The organism is Vibrio sp. OY15 (assembly GCF_000742455.1).
Classification (GTDB): domain Bacteria; phylum Pseudomonadota; class Gammaproteobacteria; order Enterobacterales; family Vibrionaceae; genus Vibrio; species Vibrio alginolyticus.
Map to the genome: position 1 here is coordinate 344824 of NZ_JPIL01000009.1, position 16953 is coordinate 361776.

Annotated in this window: 18 protein-coding genes; 8 read left to right on the forward strand and 10 right to left on the reverse strand. The window is 43.3% G+C overall.

Annotated elements, in window-relative coordinates; translation table 11 throughout:
- Window positions 1-38 precede the first annotated feature (38 nt).
- Both IJ23_RS12085 and IJ23_RS12090 read right to left on the reverse strand, forming a co-directional pair.
- Window positions 39-305: a hypothetical protein gene (locus IJ23_RS12085; RefSeq protein WP_005373566.1), complete on the reverse strand. Its 267-nt coding sequence runs from the start codon at window positions 303-305 to the stop codon at window positions 39-41.
- Between the two features lie 15 nt (window positions 306-320).
- The gene (locus tag IJ23_RS12090; protein ID WP_021035942.1) at window positions 321-941 is read right to left on the reverse strand and encodes a LysE family translocator; all 621 of its coding nucleotides are present in this window, start codon (window positions 939-941) and stop codon (window positions 321-323) included.
- 739 nt (window positions 942-1680) lie between these two features.
- Here IJ23_RS12090 and IJ23_RS12095 point away from each other — a divergent pair.
- The 4 genes from IJ23_RS12095 to phaC all read left to right on the forward strand — a co-directional run bounded on the left by IJ23_RS12095 (window position 1681) and on the right by phaC (window position 5876).
- Complete coding sequence (locus IJ23_RS12095; RefSeq protein WP_005373555.1) at window positions 1681-2421, forward strand: SDR family oxidoreductase; 741 nt, start codon at window positions 1681-1683, stop codon at window positions 2419-2421.
- 12 nt (window positions 2422-2433) lie between these two features.
- Window positions 2434-3642: an acetyl-CoA C-acetyltransferase gene (locus tag IJ23_RS12100; RefSeq protein ID WP_033906557.1), complete on the forward strand. Its 1209-nt coding sequence runs from the start codon at window positions 2434-2436 to the stop codon at window positions 3640-3642.
- Window positions 3643-3686: 44 nt separating this feature from the next.
- Complete coding sequence (locus tag IJ23_RS12105; protein WP_005373550.1) at window positions 3687-4034, forward strand: phasin family protein; 348 nt, start codon at window positions 3687-3689, stop codon at window positions 4032-4034.
- Window positions 4035-4100: 66 nt separating this feature from the next.
- A complete protein-coding gene (gene phaC, locus IJ23_RS12110) occupies window positions 4101-5876 on the forward strand; it encodes a class I poly(R)-hydroxyalkanoic acid synthase (protein WP_033906374.1) in 1776 nt (591 codons plus the stop codon).
- Window positions 5877-6046: 170 nt separating this feature from the next.
- On the opposite strand, the gene IJ23_RS24150 is transcribed toward phaC, so the two are convergent.
- From IJ23_RS24150 to napF, 6 genes are all read right to left on the reverse strand, one after another.
- A complete protein-coding gene (locus IJ23_RS24150; RefSeq protein ID WP_005373546.1) occupies window positions 6047-6181 on the reverse strand; it encodes a TIGR02808 family protein in 135 nt (44 codons plus the stop codon).
- An 11-nt stretch (window positions 6182-6192) separates the two neighbouring features.
- On the reverse strand, window positions 6193-6771 hold the full coding sequence (locus IJ23_RS12115; protein WP_005373542.1) for a NapC/NirT family cytochrome c: 579 nt from the start codon (window positions 6769-6771) through the stop codon (window positions 6193-6195).
- 28 nt (window positions 6772-6799) lie between these two features.
- Window positions 6800-7255, reverse strand: a complete 456-nt coding sequence (locus tag IJ23_RS12120) for a nitrate reductase cytochrome c-type subunit (RefSeq protein ID WP_005389061.1) — start codon at window positions 7253-7255, stop codon at window positions 6800-6802.
- Between the two features lie 78 nt (window positions 7256-7333).
- Window positions 7334-9823 carry a periplasmic nitrate reductase subunit alpha gene (gene napA / locus IJ23_RS12125; RefSeq protein ID WP_033906375.1) on the reverse strand — a complete coding sequence of 830 codons (2490 nt, stop codon included), beginning with the start codon at window positions 9821-9823 and terminating at the stop codon, window positions 7334-7336.
- Window positions 9820-10128 carry a chaperone NapD gene (locus IJ23_RS12130; RefSeq protein ID WP_005373535.1) on the reverse strand — a complete coding sequence of 103 codons (309 nt, stop codon included), beginning with the start codon at window positions 10126-10128 and terminating at the stop codon, window positions 9820-9822. Before IJ23_RS12130 ends, napA begins: the two co-directional genes overlap by 4 nt.
- 47 nt (window positions 10129-10175) lie before the next feature.
- The gene (gene napF, locus IJ23_RS24155; protein ID WP_081107471.1) at window positions 10176-10661 is read right to left on the reverse strand and encodes a ferredoxin-type protein NapF; all 486 of its coding nucleotides are present in this window, start codon (window positions 10659-10661) and stop codon (window positions 10176-10178) included.
- A gap of 247 nt (window positions 10662-10908) precedes the next feature.
- On the opposite strand from napF, the gene narQ reads away from it, so the two are divergent.
- Window positions 10909-12645, forward strand: a complete 1737-nt coding sequence (narQ, locus tag IJ23_RS12135; RefSeq protein WP_025767926.1) for a nitrate/nitrite two-component system sensor histidine kinase NarQ — start codon at window positions 10909-10911, stop codon at window positions 12643-12645.
- Between the two features lie 4 nt (window positions 12646-12649).
- Entirely contained in the window at window positions 12650-13264 is a 615-nt protein-coding gene (locus IJ23_RS12140; protein ID WP_031777156.1) for a response regulator, read from the forward strand.
- A gap of 90 nt (window positions 13265-13354) precedes the next feature.
- On the opposite strand, the gene IJ23_RS12145 is transcribed toward IJ23_RS12140, so the two are convergent.
- Window positions 13355-13528, reverse strand: coding sequence for a hypothetical protein (locus IJ23_RS12145; protein WP_005373524.1), 174 nt, complete (start codon window positions 13526-13528; stop codon window positions 13355-13357).
- A 261-nt stretch (window positions 13529-13789) separates the two neighbouring features.
- Between IJ23_RS12145 and IJ23_RS12150 the strand changes: the two genes are divergently transcribed.
- Window positions 13790-14653: a DUF6279 family lipoprotein gene (locus tag IJ23_RS12150; RefSeq protein ID WP_033906376.1), complete on the forward strand. Its 864-nt coding sequence runs from the start codon at window positions 13790-13792 to the stop codon at window positions 14651-14653.
- 170 nt (window positions 14654-14823) lie between these two features.
- Window positions 14824-16053 carry a peptidase T gene (gene pepT, locus IJ23_RS12155; protein ID WP_033906377.1) on the forward strand — a complete coding sequence of 410 codons (1230 nt, stop codon included), beginning with the start codon at window positions 14824-14826 and terminating at the stop codon, window positions 16051-16053.
- A gap of 82 nt (window positions 16054-16135) precedes the next feature.
- Here the strand turns inward: pepT and IJ23_RS12160 are convergent, their stop codons facing one another.
- Window positions 16136-16600 carry a dCMP deaminase family protein gene (locus IJ23_RS12160; protein WP_005373515.1) on the reverse strand — a complete coding sequence of 155 codons (465 nt, stop codon included), beginning with the start codon at window positions 16598-16600 and terminating at the stop codon, window positions 16136-16138.
- Between the last annotated feature and the right edge of the window lie 353 nt (window positions 16601-16953).

Below are 16953 nucleotides of genomic sequence, written 5' to 3' on the forward strand. Positions count from 1 at the left end.
TGCTTGCGCCACTCATCTTGAGTGGCGCTTTTTTGTGCTTATTTCACGCGCATCAAGCGATGTTTCACAAGTCCCAAGTCGAACTCTAAGACTTGTGAGCGCTTCATTGCTTCGACTTTATTCAACATTGGCTCTTGGTAGCCTTTCTTCTTCATCCACTGAAGAGGTACAGAGAAAGCATCTTCATTAACGACATAAGACTCGCCTTTATGCTCACCGCTATAGACGTTCACAACCCAAACTCGGGCTTGAAAGTCCAATACTTCACCCATGACTTTAGCTATTTTATTCAGAATATTTTTCATTGTTTCCAGTTTGCCTTAGCTTAGTAGCAACCAGACACCAACTCCCATCATTAAAGTGCCTGCGATACGGTTCATTAGACGTACATTCTTAGACTGACCTAATACGTGTTTCAACCCTTTACCACCAGTAGCGTACAGAGACATGCAAATGAACTCAAACAGTAAAATAATGGAGACAAGTATGATCAGTTGCGGTGCAAGCGCTGCGTTTTGGTCTATAAAAGGCGGTAAAAGAGAAATCATAAATGCCCAGCCTTTTGGGTTTGCGATTGCGGTAACGAAGCCTTGCATGATCAGTGCGATATTGTCACTCTTTGGTGTTTCTAAGTTGTCGACATTAATCGCAAGTTTCCCTCGCGATCGCCACATTTCAACTCCAAGATAGAGTAAATAACCGCCACCAATGAACTTTAACGCGATAAACATCCAAGGATAATTGAGCATAATCGCAGCGATACCTAACACCGCAGAGACTGACACCAGCGCAACACCGAGAAGCTCTCCTATCATCATCCATAACGTGCGACGATAACCGATACTCATACCTAACGTTAGGGCGAGAGTCATGCACATACCAGGCGTGATTGAGACAAAAAAGAAAGTAGGGATGAACATACTGAGCAATGCAAGATTCATATCTGTTGATGATTTAGTGATTAAAGAGAAGCCACAAAGATAGTGCAAAGTGGAAAAGGATGCTACTACAAAGCGAGCGATTACTTTCACTAGTAGCTAGTTGATGTTCTTCGAATATATAAATTTAAAATGAAATTATATTTTAATCTATGCGTCATAATAGTGCGTATTGCACCAGTATGAGACAAGCTCTTATATCATTTTTAGATTAAATATATTCAATTTATTATATTTTATCGGTATTAATCATCATTGTATTAAAATAATCGAATTGATAACTAAATTATCATTAAATGCAGTAATTAAATGATATGTTTGATAATTATTTTTACCGATAATTGAATTATTATTCTAATCTCAAGTTTGTTGTAATCATATAGGCTTAAAATTCAGATCTTAAATCATGACATAATGTAACTTCTACCATTCTGTATGTAAGTTCATGATATTTAATAATTATGTTTCTATTTCTGTTGGTGTGGCTTTTGTGGAAGTGTGATTTAAAACAATGACTTATGTAAAATTAACCATTTTATAACATTTCACGGGTAATGAGATCTAAATCAATCTTATGCAATTGGGTGAGTTTTTTATTTGAAATGTAATATTTCTAGGTTAACTTAAAATAAAGGCAGCACGGGATTGGTTGTCAAAAGAATAAATAAACACGTCAGTTGGTGAACTATTTCATCAGTGTATTAAGTTTGCTTTTTAAATGCCGTTAAGAATGGAGTCTTCAATGAAGAAAGTCGCTTTGATCACTGGATCAAAAGGCGGAATTGGTTCTGCTATTTCCTCTCAATTAGTCAATGACGGTTACCGTGTAATCGCTACTTATTTCACAGGTAACTACGAATGTGCGCTGGAGTGGTTCAACAGCAAAGGGTTTACCAAAGATCAGGTTCGCCTTTTTGAGTTGGATGTAACAAACACGACAGAGTGTGCAGAGAAATTGGCGCAATTGCTTGGGGAGGAGGGAACCATTGATGTTGTTGTCAACAACGCAGGAATCACACGTGATGGCGTGTTTAAAAAGATGACTGCGCAAGCTTGGAATGATGTCATCAATACCAACCTCAATAGTTTATTCAACGTTACGCAACCCCTCTTCGCTGCAATGTGCGAAAAAGGCGGTGGTCGTGTCATCAATATCTCTTCAGTCAATGGTCTTAAAGGGCAGTTTGGTCAAGCAAACTACTCGGCGGCGAAAGCTGGGATGATCGGTTTCTCTAAAGCCTTAGCATACGAAGGTGCTCGCTCGGGTGTGACAGTTAATGTTATCGCTCCGGGTTACACGGGTACGCCAATGGTTGAGCAAATGAAGCCAGAAGTGCTGGAATCCATTACGAACCAAATTCCAATGAAACGTCTTGCGACACCAGAGGAAATTGCAGCATCAGTGAGCTTCTTGGTCAGCGATGCGGGCGCCTACATCACCGGAGAGACTTTGTCGGTGAACGGCGGCTTATACATGCACTAAGGAGAGAAGATGATGGAAAAAGTATTTATCGTAGCGGCGAAGCGTACTCCAATTGGTGCTTTTGGTGGTAGCCTGAAAAATACTTCTGCTGGCGATCTGGCAGCAGTAGCGATTAAGGGCGCGTTGGAAGCGGCAAAGTTGCCTGGCGACAAGGTTGACGAAGTGATTGTTGGCAACGTTGTTGGTGCAGGTCAAGGAATGGGTGTTGGCCGCCAAGCGGCACTGTTTGCGGGGATTCCTGAATCTGTTCCTGCATATGGCGTAAACATGGTTTGCGGTAGTGGCATGAAAACGGTCATGGATGCCGTGTCCCATATCCGTAGTGGCGATGCTGAGATCGTTGTTGCAGCGGGTGTTGAAGTCATGTCTCAGATTCCGTTTGCTGCACCAAGCAGCATTCGTGATGGCAACAAAATGGGCAATCTGGAGCTAAAAGATCTGCTCATAGCGGACGGTTTAACCGATGTTTACAACCAATATCACATGGGTGTGACGGCAGAAAACGTAGCAAAACAAATCGGCTTAACTCGCCAGCAGCAAGACGAATACGCGCTGTCTAGCCAACAGAAAGCGGTAGCCGCTATCGAAGCTGGCAAATTTCAAGACGAAATTGTGCCAGTGGAAGTAAAGCAACGCCGTGAAACCGTGATGTTTGATACGGATGAATACCCAAAAGCGAACGCGACAATGGAAGCCTTAAGCAAGCTACGTCCTGCTTTTGACCGCGAAGGCACTGTGACTGCGGGTAATGCATCAGGCATTAACGATGGAGCGAGTGCGATTATCGTGGCGTCTGAAAGCGCAGTTAAAGCGCATGGATTAACGCCGCTTGCTGAAATCGTAAGCTATGCGCAATCGGGTCTTGATCCGAAGATCATGGGCCTAGGTCCTGTTGAGTCGGTCAATAAAGCACTCGAAAACGCAGAACTCACAGTAAATGATATCGACGTTTACGAGTTAAACGAAGCATTTGCAGCGCAAGCACTTGGCGTGATTCATCAGTTGGCGGAAACAAACCAAGTTCCAGTTAACGCGATTCAAGATAAAGCGAACTTTAACGGTGGTGCTATCGCGCTAGGACACCCGCTTGGTGCATCTGGAAACCGAATCTTAGTCACGCTGGTTCACGAGCTTCATAAGCAAAATGGTCAATATGGCGTTGCTTCACTTTGTGTGGGCGGCGGCATGGGCACGGCTGTGGTTGTAAAGACAGTTAAGTAATTATTTAAACGGACATTTTTAATTCTTTCTCTAGGAGACAAACCATGTACACAGATTTCTTCAAAACATTTAGCGATCAAACTGAAAAAAATCTAGAACCTTACTTGAAGTTCAACAAGCTAGTGACAAAAAACGTAGAAGTGTTGACCGAGCTTCAATTGAACGCCATTCGCACATACAGTGAAGTGGGTCTAAACCAGATGAAAGCAGCGACAGAAATCAAAGACGTAACGTCATTGACTGCTTTCAACAGTCAGCAACTAAGCGTACTTACTAAACTTTCTCAACAAATGATGGATGACAGCAACAAGCTTCAAGCGATTGCAAAAGAGTTCAAAGAAGACGTTGAGAAAATGACTTCGGAAAATCTAAAGACTGTTACTCCAGCGTAATTTGTCCGATTCTCGCCGCCCCTAGATTTGGGCGGCGTTGTTTTTTCCGAATATAGGAGTAAGACTATGTTTCAACACTTCTTTTCGGACTATCTTGTGAAGCTTCAGGAAACCAATCATCAGTGGTGGCATGATTTCGAAGTGAACAAGGCAGTCGTGAACTCTCCTTTAAACAAGGCCATGCAAGAAGTGAACTTTGAGGATACTGCCAAACTGTTCGAACAAGCTGCGAATCAGCCTGCTGCGATTTTAAAGCTGCAAGCACAGTGGTGGGAACAGCAGCTGCAAATTTGGCAGAATGTTGCATTGGCAGGGAACCAAGCACAAATCGTCGAAGCTGAAAAAGGGGATAAGCGTTTCTCAAACGAAGCGTGGCAAAATGAAGCCATGTATAGCTTCATCAAACAATCCTACCTTTTATTTAGTAAGACCTATCTGGACACCATCGAGTCTTTGGAAGGCTTAGATGAAAAGACGAAAGAACGTATTATTTTTTTCTCTCGCCAAGCCATTAACGCCCTTTCTCCTTCCAACTTCATCGCCACTAACCCAGAGCTTTTGAAGCTGACACTTGAGCAAAACGGTCAAAACTTACTGGCAGGCTTAGAGCAGTTGAAAGAAGACGTTGAGTCGAGCGCAGACATTTTAAAAATTCGTATGACGAATAACAATGCATTCCGCGTGGGAGATGACGTTGCGACGACACAGGGCAATGTGGTTTTTCAAAACGAATTGTTTGAGTTGATTCAATATCGACCTCTAACAGAGAAAGTGAATGCGACGCCGCTGCTCATCGTCCCACCTTTCATCAATAAATACTACATCCTTGATTTAACAGCAAAGAACTCAATGGTTCGATGGTTGTTAGAGCAGGGGCATAGTGTATTTATGATGTCTTGGCGCAATCCAGGCAAGGCACAAGCGCACATAGAGTTTGGTGACTACGTGACAGAAGGCGTAGTGAAAGCCGTCGCTGCAATTGAAGATATAACAGGACAAGAGCAAATCAATGCTGCTGGTTATTGTATCGGTGGTACTGTTTTAGCAAGCACGGTTGCCTACTACGCTGCAAAACGTATGAAGAAGCGCATTAAGTCTGCCACTTTCTTCACCACGTTGCTCGACTTCTCTCAACCAGGTGAAGTCGGCGCGTATATCAATGACACCATTGTTAGTGCAATTGAAGCGCAAAATAACACAAAAGGGTATATGGACGGCCGTTCCTTAAGCGTGACGTTTAGTTTACTGCGTGAAAACAGCTTGTACTGGAACTACTACGTCGACAATTACTTGAAGGGTAACAGTCCGGTTGATTTCGACTTGTTGTACTGGAATAGCGATAGCACCAACGTCAGCGCTGCATCTCACAATTTCTTGCTTCGCGAGCTCTATTTAGAGAACAAGCTGGTGCAAGATAAAGGCGTCAAAATTGGTGGAGTATGGATTGATCTAAATAAGATCAAAATTCCTAGCTATTTTGTGTCAACGAAAGAAGACCACATTGCGTTATGGCAGGGAACTTACCGTGGTGCGCTGAACACGGGTGGTAACAAAACGTTTGTCCTCGGTGAATCTGGTCATATTGCGGGCATCGTGAACCCTCCAGCTAAAAATAAGTATGGTTATTGGTTGAACGATAATTTGGATGACTCTGCTGATAAGTGGTTGAATAACGCGGAACACAAAGAGGGATCGTGGTGGACACACTGGAACGAGTGGTTACTCCAATTCAACCCTAAAGAGCAAGTTGAGCCTTTCCCTATTGGCTCAGAAAACCATCCGGTTATTGATGAGGCGCCAGGACAATACGTCAAACAGGTTCTGCCAGTAAAAGAATCTTAAACGACTCCCTATAGCAGTAAATCTTAGCGGCCTTTATGGTCGCTTTTTTTATGTATGATTGCTTGTTTGTTGTTGGCAAGTACCATTGATTAATAAATAAAAAGCGCCGAGCATTTGCTCGGCGCTCAGTGTCAACAAATAGGCTAGTTGACGAGTAGAGATGCGTTACGTTACACCTCTTTATCCTTACCAAATGACAGCAGCCAGAGAGAGATTGCTGCTACCGCCACAAAGCCGGAAAGAATAATCACTGGCATAGCACTGTAGCCAAGGATATGCCAAATTACAGATTCTAATGTACTCATGGTAAGTCTCCTTAGTGCCAGCCTTCAACGCCGCTCATGTCTGGTAGTTTGTGCGCAATACCTTTGTGACAGTCTACACATGTTTTCTCGCCTGAAGCGAGAGCGGTGGAGTGTTGTTCTGCCGCACGTGATCCTTGCTGAGAGTAATCCATGAAATCAAACTCATGACAGTTACGACATTCAAGAGAGTCATTCTTTTTCATACGTGCCCACTCTCGCTCTGCGAGGTGTCCACGACGCTCTTGGAACTTCTCTGGCGTATCGATCGTCTTCGTTACGAAGTGTGCAAATAGCTCTTTAGATGCCTGTACTTTACGAACGATCTTATCCGTCCATTCATGAGGAACGTGACAGTCTGAACAAATCGCACGAACACCAGAACGGTTGGAGTAGTGAATTGTTTCTTGAATTTCAGCAACGATCGGCGCGTGACAGCCAGAACAGAATTCTTCTGTGTTGGTTGCTTCCATACCTGTGTTGAATGCGCCCCAAAATAGAAGGCCACCAGCGAAGCCTAGAAATAAAACCACACCAGCGGCAGCTTTACTCGGGCTCGACAGTCTCTTCCAAAACGCTTTAAGTATTTTCATAAGTAACCTCTTAGTACTCGCGTTTCAATTACTGAAGCGAATCGACTGCCTTAAACTCGTTTTCCACTAGTGGTTTTGCATCCGTTTGTGGAACGTGACATTGCAAACAGAAGTAACGACGAGGAGACATATCTGCCAGTACCGCATCTTCTCTGTTTACATAGTGCGTTACGCTAATTTTAGTCGCACCTGACTCTTTTGCATTTTTCCAGCTATGGCATGCAAGACACTTGTTAGCATTTAACGAAATTTCGTAGTGACGAATGCTGTGTGGGATCAACGGTGGTTGATAAACATAGCTGTCTTCAACAATTTGATCTTTAGGGAAGTCTTTGAACTCGTCTGCTGGACGTGTATCTTCCAATTGAGACATTCCACGTAAAGATTCTAGACCTCCAATACCACCTGGATTATCCAACTCAGCTTGCGCAATGCCTGTCACTAACGCACCTACAGATAAAACTGCGACAAGTAATTTTTTCATCATTTCATCTCCGCCTTTATGGCTTAAATTCTTTATTAGGCCGCCATAATGACGGCCGTAGCATTCAGTATCTGAAGGTTAAGCAATCTTAGTGATTTTGACTGGGCACTTCTTAAAGTCTGTCTGTTTAGACAGTGGATCAGTCGCATCTAGGATAAGCTTGTTAATCAAAATACGTGCATCAAAGAACGGTACGAATACCAAGCCTTTTGGCGGACGGTTACGACCGCGAGTTTCAACACGAACGCGTACTTCACCGCGTTTGTTTGCCATGAGTACTTCTTCACCACGACGAACATTGCGTGCTTTTGCGTCTTCTGGGTGCATGTAACACACTGCGTCTGGTACTGCTTTGTATAATTCAGGTACACGACGAGTCATGGTGCCTGTGTGCCAATGTTCAAGAACACGACCAGTACATAACCACATATCAAATTCATCGTTCGGTACTTCTGGTGGCGCTTCGTATGGCGCGGAAATGATCTTCGCTTTGCCGTCAGCATTGCCGTAGAAGTCCCAACCAGAACCTTCTTTCGCGTATGGGTCTGAACCTTCTTTAAAGCGCCACTGTGTTTCCTTACCATCAACAACAGGCCAACGTAGACCACGTACTTGGTGGTAGCGGTCGTATGGAGCCAAATCATGCCCGTGACCACGGCCAAATGTTGCGTATTCCTCAAACAGACCTTTTTGAACATAGAAACCGAAGTGGTGAGCATCGTCATTCAGTTCACGAGCTTCTTCGATAGGGAATTTGTCGACGTTACCATTGCGGTAAAGTACGTCGTACATTGTTTTACCACGGTATTGAGGCGCTTTCGCTAGAAGCTCTTCAGGCCACACTTCTTCCATTTTGAAGCGTTTCGAGAACTCCATTAGTTGCCAAAGGTCCGATTTTGCTTGACCGACTGTGCCCACTTGTTGGTACCAAGCTTGGGTACGACGCTCTGCGTTACCGTAAGCACCTTCTTTTTCAATCCACATTGCGGTAGGAAGAATAAGGTCTGCTGCTTGTGCTGTTGCTGTCGGGTATGGGTCAGACACAACGATGAAGTTTTCTGGGTTGCGGTAACCTGGAAGACGTTCTGTGTTGATGTTTGGACCGGCTTGCATGTTGTTGTTACATTGAACCCAGTAACAGTTCAGAACGCCGTCATTCAGCATACGGTCTTGCAATACGGCGTGGAAGCCAGGTTTTGGTGGAATCGTACCTTCTGGCAGTTTCCAGATGTCTTCTGCAATCTTACGGTGTTTAGGGTTAGCAACCACCATATCCGCTGGTAGGCGGTGAGCAAACGTACCAACCTCACGAGCGGTACCACATGCTGATGGTTGGCCCGTTAGTGAGAATGGGCTGTTCCCCGGAGTCGAGATCTTACCGGTTAGTAGGTGGATGTTGTAAACCAAGTTATTCATCCATACACCACGAGTATGCTGGTTCATACCCATCGTCCATAGAGACATCACTTTCGTGTTTGGATCCGCGTATTGCTTCGCAAGCTCGATAAGCTTCTCTTTCTCAACACCAGAGATTTCAGATGCTTTCTCTACTGTGTATGGCGCTACTGATTTCTTGTACTCTTCGAATGAGATAGAAGTGAGTTTGCCAGAGTTCGGGTTCTTCGCTGCTTTTTGTAGCGGATCGTCGTCACGTAGACCGTAGCCGATGTCAGTGTCTGCTTGAGTGAAGTTCGTGTGTTTGTTCACGAAGTCCCAGTTTACTGCATCGTTTTCGATGATGTAGTTTGCGATGAAGTTAGCAATTGCAAGGTCAGACTGAGGATTGAAAATGTAGCCGTGGTCAGCCAACTCAAATGAACGATGGTAGTAAGTAGAAAGCACGTTCACTTTAACGTGAGGGTGGCTTAGGCGGCGGTCAGTAATGCGAGTCCATAGAACCGGGTGCATCTCTGCCATGTTTGAGCCCCAAAGAACGAAAGCGTCTGTGTTCTCGAAGTCATCGTAACAACCCATTGGCTCATCGATACCGAATGCGCGCATGAAACCTACAACGGCAGAAGCCATACAGTGACGAGCGTTTGGATCAATGTTGTTTGATCGGAAGCCTGCTTTCATTAACTTTGACGCAGCGTAGCCTTCCATTACTGTCCATTGGCCTGAGCCAAACATACCTACGCTTGTTGGGCCTTTTTTCTCGAGGGAAGCTTTCCATTTCTCAGCCATGATGTCGAAAGCGTCATCCCAAGAGATAGGTGTAAATTCACCATCTTTGTGGAATTTGCCATCTTTCATTCGTAGCATCGGTTGAGTTAGACGGTCTTGACCGTACATGATCTTAGAAAGGAAGTAACCTTTGATACAGTTCAGACCTTTGTTTACTGGTGCTTCTGGGTCACCCTGTGTTGCTACCACTTTGCCGTTTTGAGTGCCAACAAGAACAGAACAGCCTGTACCACAGAAACGACAAGGTGCTTTGTCCCATGTGATTTTGGTTTGATCAGAGCTTGCAATCAGGTTGGCTGCAGATGCTGGTAGTGTCACACCTGCGACAGCAGCAGCTGATGCAGCCGCGTTTGCTTTCACAAACGCACGTCTTGTCATTTTCATACTTCACCCTCGATTTGGGAATGTTGTGTTCCAGTGTCTTCTTCATCCGTTTCTTCAAGCCCAGTTTCGATTTGGTGATAAACCAATACCGTGCTTAAGACGTTCGGTAAATTGTTAATGGCATCGATAGTGTCTGTGATGAAACCTTGGTTCTCAGTTTCAAGTACGACGATAATCTTGCCTTCAGGACTGTCACCATAGATTTCCGCATTTTCGTGTGCTTCTATCTTTTGTTTGATTTCGTCCAAATGTTCCGGCAGCACATGTACTACCAAACTTGAAATATGCACTTCATTTAGTGACATATAGCTCTCTCATTTATTTTTATTGCCTTTGGCCGACGACATTCGGCTTAGGCTGTTGTATTGCTCACATTGATGGATGAAGTCGGGCACACTGAAACACAGGCGCCGCAGCCGTTACACTCATCAAGGTCTAAATTGGGTTGTGCTACTTTCCCCAGTTCTAATTTGAACTGAATCGCCATCGGGTCGCACATATCCCCACAGCTTCGGCATTCGACATTTTGTTTTGCTAAGCAGTTATCGTTGATACTTGCTTTTGCTTGCCAAGGTTGTTCTGTTTCTGGCAAGAAAAGGGGCTCAGGACAGGCGTTTGCACATTGATAGCAAAATGTGCATTCATCGATGGAAAAATCGACCGAGGGGAATCCGCCATCACTTTTGGTTATAATCTTTGTTTCACAGGCCTCAATGCATTTACCGCAGCGAGTGCAATCGTCCGTAAACTGTTGCGGTTTAGTTAACCAAGGCAAACGTACGACGTTGTCGGGGTGCGCTTTTCTTGCAAAGAGTCTTCTTCTGGAAAGGTCTACCACTTAGTCACCTCGAAACTTGGAACCCAAACTAAGCATAGTCCACAATTTTCATTAATAAACTGTCATTTAAACTAACGAAATTGTAGTTTTTGACATATTTGTATAAATACCTCTTAGGGGGTAAATGGTATGCAATATTGTTTTGGATCAATAAATTCCGTCGCAGGTGATCACATATTGATAAAGTTGAAAGGTAATGGGTTCATTGCACGTACAAATAGGATTGTTAATGGGCGAGGAACTCAGATTGTTTAAAAATGTGAAAAAGTCGGTGACGCGCACGATTGCGTCCGCAATGCTTCTTATTTTGCTGCTCTCAGTTGCTACGACTGGTTTTGCAATTTTTACGTTAGCGTCCAGTTTGAACGATGCTGAAGCCGTCAATGTTGCTGGCTCGATGCGAATGCAAAGCTACCGTCTGGCGAATGATATTCAGGTTAAATCTGTTGACTATTCTTCACATATTGACGCATTTGAACATTCGATATATTCACCTTCAATGAAAGCGCTTCAGCATTGGTCTGTGCCAGAAGACATCACTCACGATTACTACCGTCTTATTATCAGATGGCATGAACTCAAGGCGGTGCTTAGAGGAGACAACCCGGCAGAATATCAACTCCTAGTGGCCGGTTTTGTTGAACAAATCGATGAGTTTGTATTTAAGCTGCAAAGCTTTTCGGAGCAAAAACTGATTAACTTAGCCTGGATCGGCGGGTTAGGGTTGGGTGGCATCCTTTGTGTCAGTATGTTTGTCGTTCATTTTGTGCGCCTCGAAGTTGTTCGACCTCTGCGTGCCTTAGTTTTTGCTAGCGAGCAAATTAAAAATCGCTCATTCAATATATCGCTCAATGTATCTAGCGATAATGAAATGGGAATACTGACTCGAACCTTTAACCGGATGGCGACAGACCTTGGTAAGTTGTACCGAGGATTAGAGCAAGCGGTTGATGAGAAAACACGTAAATTGCAGCATGCCAACCAGTCTTTAGAAGTGCTGTATGACTCGTCAAAAGAACTCACGGCGTCGCGTATTAATCAAGACAATTTCCAGGCGATTTTGCAGCATATCGTCAGTCTTGAGGGCATTAAAGCGGTCAAACTTGAAATCGAGCAGTTGGGAGAACCGAGCTGGATATTGATGGAAGGAGAAGAATGCTGCCAAGATTGTGATGAAGATTGCCACGGTAAAGCCCTGATGCTAGATGGTGAGCACTTGGGCTATTTATATTGGAAAGCAGGGTTACCTTGTCCGAACGAGGCTCTTATTGACAACTTCGTGCAGATTTTATCACGCGCTGTGTATTACAATCGGGCGCAGCGCCAAGCAGAACAAATTCTGCTGATGGAAGAGCGAGCCACTATTGCTCGGGAGTTGCATGATTCATTGGCTCAAGCACTCTCTTACTTAAAAATTCAGGTCGCTTTGTTGAAGAGAAGCGTAAAGAACTTGCCTGACGAAAAGGCGATCGCGCAGGCTAATCAAGTTATTGCCGAGCTAGATACGGGCTTATCTGCGGCTTATACGCAGTTACGCGAATTACTGACGACGTTTCGTCTTACGATTAAAGAGGGTAGTTTTGGCCAAGCATTGCAAGACATGGTTGAAACGCTCAGTGAACAAACTGCTGCGGACATTACGCTAAAAAATAGACTTTCATCAACTGAACTGGACGCACATCAGCAGGTTCATTTACTACAGTTGATAAGAGAAGCGGCAATTAATGCTATCAAACATGCGCAAGCAGATAATATTCACATTCAATGTCTCGATAATGATGGAAAAGTCACAGTAACCGTTAGCGACGATGGAATAGGCTTTGAACATCAAGACGAAAAATTAAATCATTACGGTATGAGTATCATGCAAGAGCGGGCCGCTAGACTGCATGCCGATCTGCACATCGAAGCATCGATAAACAAAGGTTGTACCGTAAAATTAGAATTCCAACATAGTAAGGAAGTAAACAGTGACAGTGTGTAAAGTAATGCTGGTGGATGATCATCCACTCATGCGAAGAGGTATCCACCAGCTTTTAAGCTTTGAGCCTGAGTTTGAGGTCATTGCAGAAGCAAGTAATGGCGCGGATGCAGTAGCGAAAGCGCATGAGCTAGAACTGGATCTTGTACTTCTTGATCTTAATATGAAAGGCATGTCTGGCCTTGATACTTTGCAAGCACTGCGTGCAGATGGCTGTGAAGCCAGAATTGTCATTCTAACCGTTTCAGATAGTCCAGCAGATATAGAAGCAATAGTTCGAAGTGGTGCCGATGGCTATTTATTGAAAGACACTGAGCCTGATGAGTTGGTTGAGTTGCTAAAACAAGCGCACCAAGGGGACAAGGCATACAGCCAAGAAGTTTCTAAGTATTTGAGTGAACGTTCAGAGCAAGAGGACGTGTTTGATACACTGACCGATCGTGAATCTCAGATCTTAAGAGAGGTGGCAAGAGGTTTCCGCAACAAGCAAATTGCCGATCGTCTTTTTATCTCTGAGTCTACGGTTAAAGTACATATGAAGAGTTTACTTAAAAAGCTTCAAGTTCCTTCTCGTACTGCAGCAACCGTCCTTTATCTTGAGCGCTTTGGCGACATCAAATAACATTGTTGGATTTGAATCTGTAATAATAAATAAAATCAAATGCTTATATTGATTCTGACGAATAAAAAAACCGCCTAACAGGCGGTTTTTTTACTTGTCTGGGCGAATAGAGTACAAGTCACTGTTGTGCTTACCACACTCCAAATAGTACTGATAAGCCACTTTTTTGCTTTCAGCAATGACTCTCATGCAGTGCATTTTCCCCTGTTCAAAATATCGAATCTCATATTCTACACTGGTATCAAGTTGCTCAGCGGCTGCCATACTTCGCCTCCATAAACCATCCCAAAAACATCCATGCAAATTATATGCCGTTATAGGGAGCGTCGTTCGGTACGTTTTTTAGCCGATAATTGCGCTCTAACTCACTTTTTTGCGGATAGCTGTGATCAAAAAGTTAATTTCAAACTCTATATATTATTAAGGTGGCAATCAATATTTGTCACACTGGTGTAAGTTTGCCGCAATACTAAGTGATACAGGTTGAGTATAGAACTTAATCAACAGAAAAGGGAATACGAATAAGTGACTAAATTAAAGGGTGTATCTAATAAGGCGCTTCGTTATGGCCTTCTATTTTGCTTCGTATATCTGCTTGCCGGTTGTGCGAAAAAGTTTTTATACAGCAATATCGATTGGTTCGTGCTCGATTACTTAGAGGACTATGTCTCGTTGCAAGGGGAACAAGAAGTCCTGGTGGAAGAGCGCTTATTATTGTTGGCAGACTGGCACAAGAAAGAGGAGTTACCATTATATATCGAACATTTAAAAGACCTTGAGAGATTAAAAGCGAGCGATATCACCTTAAATTACTTACAACAAAATCGAGATAGAATGCGAGCGCATTACGATAGAGTGGTCAGCAAAGCAGCACCAGATCTTTTTGCGTTAAGTTTGCAATTAACGAAAGAGCAAGAACGCGAGTTTTTGAGTAATGTACAAGAACATTATCAAGAGCGAAACGCAAAATATGCCGATAAGACAGAAGACGAAGTGCGTGAAATTATTCTGGATAACACTGAAGAGTGGATGGAAGAATGGCTGGGGAATCTATCAGGAAATCAGCGTCAATTAGCTCAAAGATTTTCTCAGCAAGTTATTTTAAACAGCCCTTTATGGAGAGATTATCGAGCCACGGTATATCAAGAGCTCGAATACTTGTTCGACAACAAATCTAATGTTGTGACTTATCAAGATATATTTATGCGACTCTTGTTCGAGCCAGAGAGTTATTATAGTGAGCAGCTTTCTCTGAATATTGATTCTAACTTTGCATTGGTTGATCAACTGACATTAGATGTTTCTCGTTCGATGACCGATAAGCAATGGCGTCATTTTCGTGAAAAGGTTAAAGAGTGGCGAGTACTGGCTGAGGAACTTTTAGATTAAATTCATGCTTCAATGAGCGGAAGCAAAGCGCAAAAGCCTTTCTTATCAAAAAATGATTCAAAGCAAATTCTTATTGAACTAAGAGCGTAACATAGCGTGAGGTTTGATGAGGCAACGTCAGCTTATCAATGCGTGATAAGGCCTCATCGTACAAAACAATGAGAATAAATATGAAACATTTAGTTGAAAGATTTCTTCGATACGTCACGTTTGATACCCAATCCAATCCACATGTGACGCTTTGCCCAAGTTCACCTGGTCAGCTTGTGTTTGCTGAGTTACTTAAAAAAGAGATGATCGAACTTGGCTTAAGTGACGTGACTTTGGATAAAAATGGCTACTTGATGGCTAAACTGCCAGCCAATATTGATTATGAGGTTCCTCCTATCGGCTTCATTGCCCATATGGATACCGCGCCGGATGCATCTGGCAAAAACGTAAAGCCGCAATTCATCGAAGATTACCAAGGTGGCGATATTGCATTAGGGTTGGGGGATGAAGTGTTATCTCCCGTGCAATACCCCGATTTACATCACCTACATGGCCACAATCTTATTACTACCGATGGCACTACATTACTTGGCGCGGATAACAAAGCCGGTATCGCAGAGATTCTTTCCGCGGTAGCTCTGCTACTGGAAAACCCAGACATTCCACACGGCGACATTTGTATCGGTTTTACTCCGGATGAAGAAATCGGTCGTGGTGCAGATTTGTTTAATGTTAAAAAATTTGGCGCGAAATGGGCATACACTATAGATGGTGGCCCGCAAGGTGAGTTGGAATACGAAAACTTTAATGCAGCAAACGCTGATGTAATTTTTCATGGTGTTAGCGTTCATCCAGGTACTGCAAAAGGCAAAATGGTCAATGCGATGAACTTGGCTGCGAAATTTCAAGTTCAAATGCCCCAAGATCAAACTCCGGAAACAACCGAAGGTTACGAAGGGTTCTTCCATCTAAAATCGGCAGAAATGGGCGTTGCACGAAGCGAGCTAGGTTACATTATTAGAGACTTTGACCGTCAAAGACTTGAGGATCGAAAAGCCTTTATGCAGAAACTCGTCGATGAAATGAACACGGGTTTACGCCATGGTTCTGTAGAGCTAAAAATAAAAGACAGCTATTACAATATGAGAGAAATGGTTGAGCCTTACCCTCATATCATTGAGCTGGCAAAGCAAGCGATGGAAGCGTGTGATGTGGAACCGATTATAAAACCTATTCGTGGTGGTACAGATGGTGCTCGTTTATCTTTTATGGGTTTGCCGTGCCCGAATATCTTCACCGGTGGTTTTAACTTCCACGGAATTCATGAGTTTATTTCTGTTGAAATGATGGAAAAATCAGTACTCGTTATTGTCAAAATTGCTGAGCTCACAGCGAAAAAACACAGTTAAAAGACTACGTCGAGACCTCTTGCAGATTTAATAACAAAATAGCCCAGATCTCTCTGGGCTATTTAAATATTAAGATGGAATACTAGCGCACGTCTTTGTCTTCAATTTCAATGTCTTCTAGCGGTAACCAGTCGACTTTCACACCCGCTTGGTCGAACATATCTTGACTGACTTGGATTTTATCTCCCCAGCGAGATAAAAAGTCTTCAGACTGCTCAGGGCAGTGTACGTGTGAGATCCCTGTTTGAATGATCTTTGCCGCGCAGTTAGGGCAAGGAAAATGCGTTACCCAAATATCACATCCGTCTAAGTCACGTTTTGAGAACAAAATTGCGTTCTCTTCCGCGTGCAGTGTTTTAAGGTATTTCAACTCGCGCTCATCGGTGTCGACACTGTCAGAAACACCATGCGGATAGCCATTAAATCCAACAGATACAATGCGATTCTGTTTAGTAATAACGGCACCGACTTGTGTTGATGGGTCCTTACTCCAAGACGCCACTAGTTCTGCCATCTGGTAAAAGCGTTTCGCCCATTTAGAAATCATAGTCATCCTCTCTGTCGAAGGCGTTGAATTAATTGAATGATAACCCATTTATATTAAAAAAATAGTCAAAATCGGGGTCTTGAGTATGAAGGCGTCACTTTTTACCTTTTTAGCCACAAAACGTTCTTATCTTGAGCACTGAATCTCACTTTACGCCCGAATACAATACTCCCGTTAGTGTTTCCAAGCACACGCTAAAATTCGCGATCTCCTAAGGCGTATATTAAATAGTTATGATTGAGTTGTATGTATATTGCTCATTGAATACCACTGTTAACTAAATTACTTTATTTTCCTTTTGTTTCTCATGTTTACATTTAGAAACACCTTGGGCGCTTTTCAGTGAAGTTTTC

Bases quoted from the DNA above. Each gene is read 5' to 3' on its own strand.
- IJ23_RS12130 (WP_005373535.1), bottom strand. From the start codon at position 10,128: ATGTCACTAAATGAAGTGCATATTTCAAGTTTGGTAGTACATGTGCTG.
- phaC (WP_033906374.1), top strand. From the start codon at position 4,101: ATGTTTCAACACTTCTTTTCGGACTATCTTGTGAAGCTTCAGGAAACC.
- IJ23_RS12140 (WP_031777156.1), top strand. From the start codon at position 12,650: ATGCTGGTGGATGATCATCCACTCATGCGAAGAGGTATCCACCAGCTT.
- IJ23_RS24150 (WP_005373546.1), bottom strand. From the start codon at position 6,181: ATGAGTACATTAGAATCTGTAATTTGGCATATCCTTGGCTACAGTGCT.
- napA (WP_033906375.1), bottom strand. From the start codon at position 9,823: ATGAAAATGACAAGACGTGCGTTTGTGAAAGCAAACGCGGCTGCATCA.
- IJ23_RS12100 (WP_033906557.1), top strand. From the start codon at position 2,434: ATGGAAAAAGTATTTATCGTAGCGGCGAAGCGTACTCCAATTGGTGCT.
- IJ23_RS12085 (WP_005373566.1), bottom strand. From the start codon at position 305: ATGAAAAATATTCTGAATAAAATAGCTAAAGTCATGGGTGAAGTATTG.
- IJ23_RS12145 (WP_005373524.1), bottom strand. From the start codon at position 13,528: ATGGCAGCCGCTGAGCAACTTGATACCAGTGTAGAATATGAGATTCGA.
- IJ23_RS12160 (WP_005373515.1), bottom strand. From the start codon at position 16,600: ATGATTTCTAAATGGGCGAAACGCTTTTACCAGATGGCAGAACTAGTG.
- IJ23_RS12115 (WP_005373542.1), bottom strand. From the start codon at position 6,771: ATGAAAATACTTAAAGCGTTTTGGAAGAGACTGTCGAGCCCGAGTAAA.
- IJ23_RS12090 (WP_021035942.1), bottom strand. From the start codon at position 941: ATGAATCTTGCATTGCTCAGTATGTTCATCCCTACTTTCTTTTTTGTC.
- IJ23_RS12105 (WP_005373550.1), top strand. From the start codon at position 3,687: ATGTACACAGATTTCTTCAAAACATTTAGCGATCAAACTGAAAAAAAT.
- pepT (WP_033906377.1), top strand. From the start codon at position 14,824: ATGAAACATTTAGTTGAAAGATTTCTTCGATACGTCACGTTTGATACC.
- IJ23_RS12095 (WP_005373555.1), top strand. From the start codon at position 1,681: ATGAAGAAAGTCGCTTTGATCACTGGATCAAAAGGCGGAATTGGTTCT.
- IJ23_RS12120 (WP_005389061.1), bottom strand. From the start codon at position 7,255: ATGAAAAAATTACTTGTCGCAGTTTTATCTGTAGGTGCGTTAGTGACA.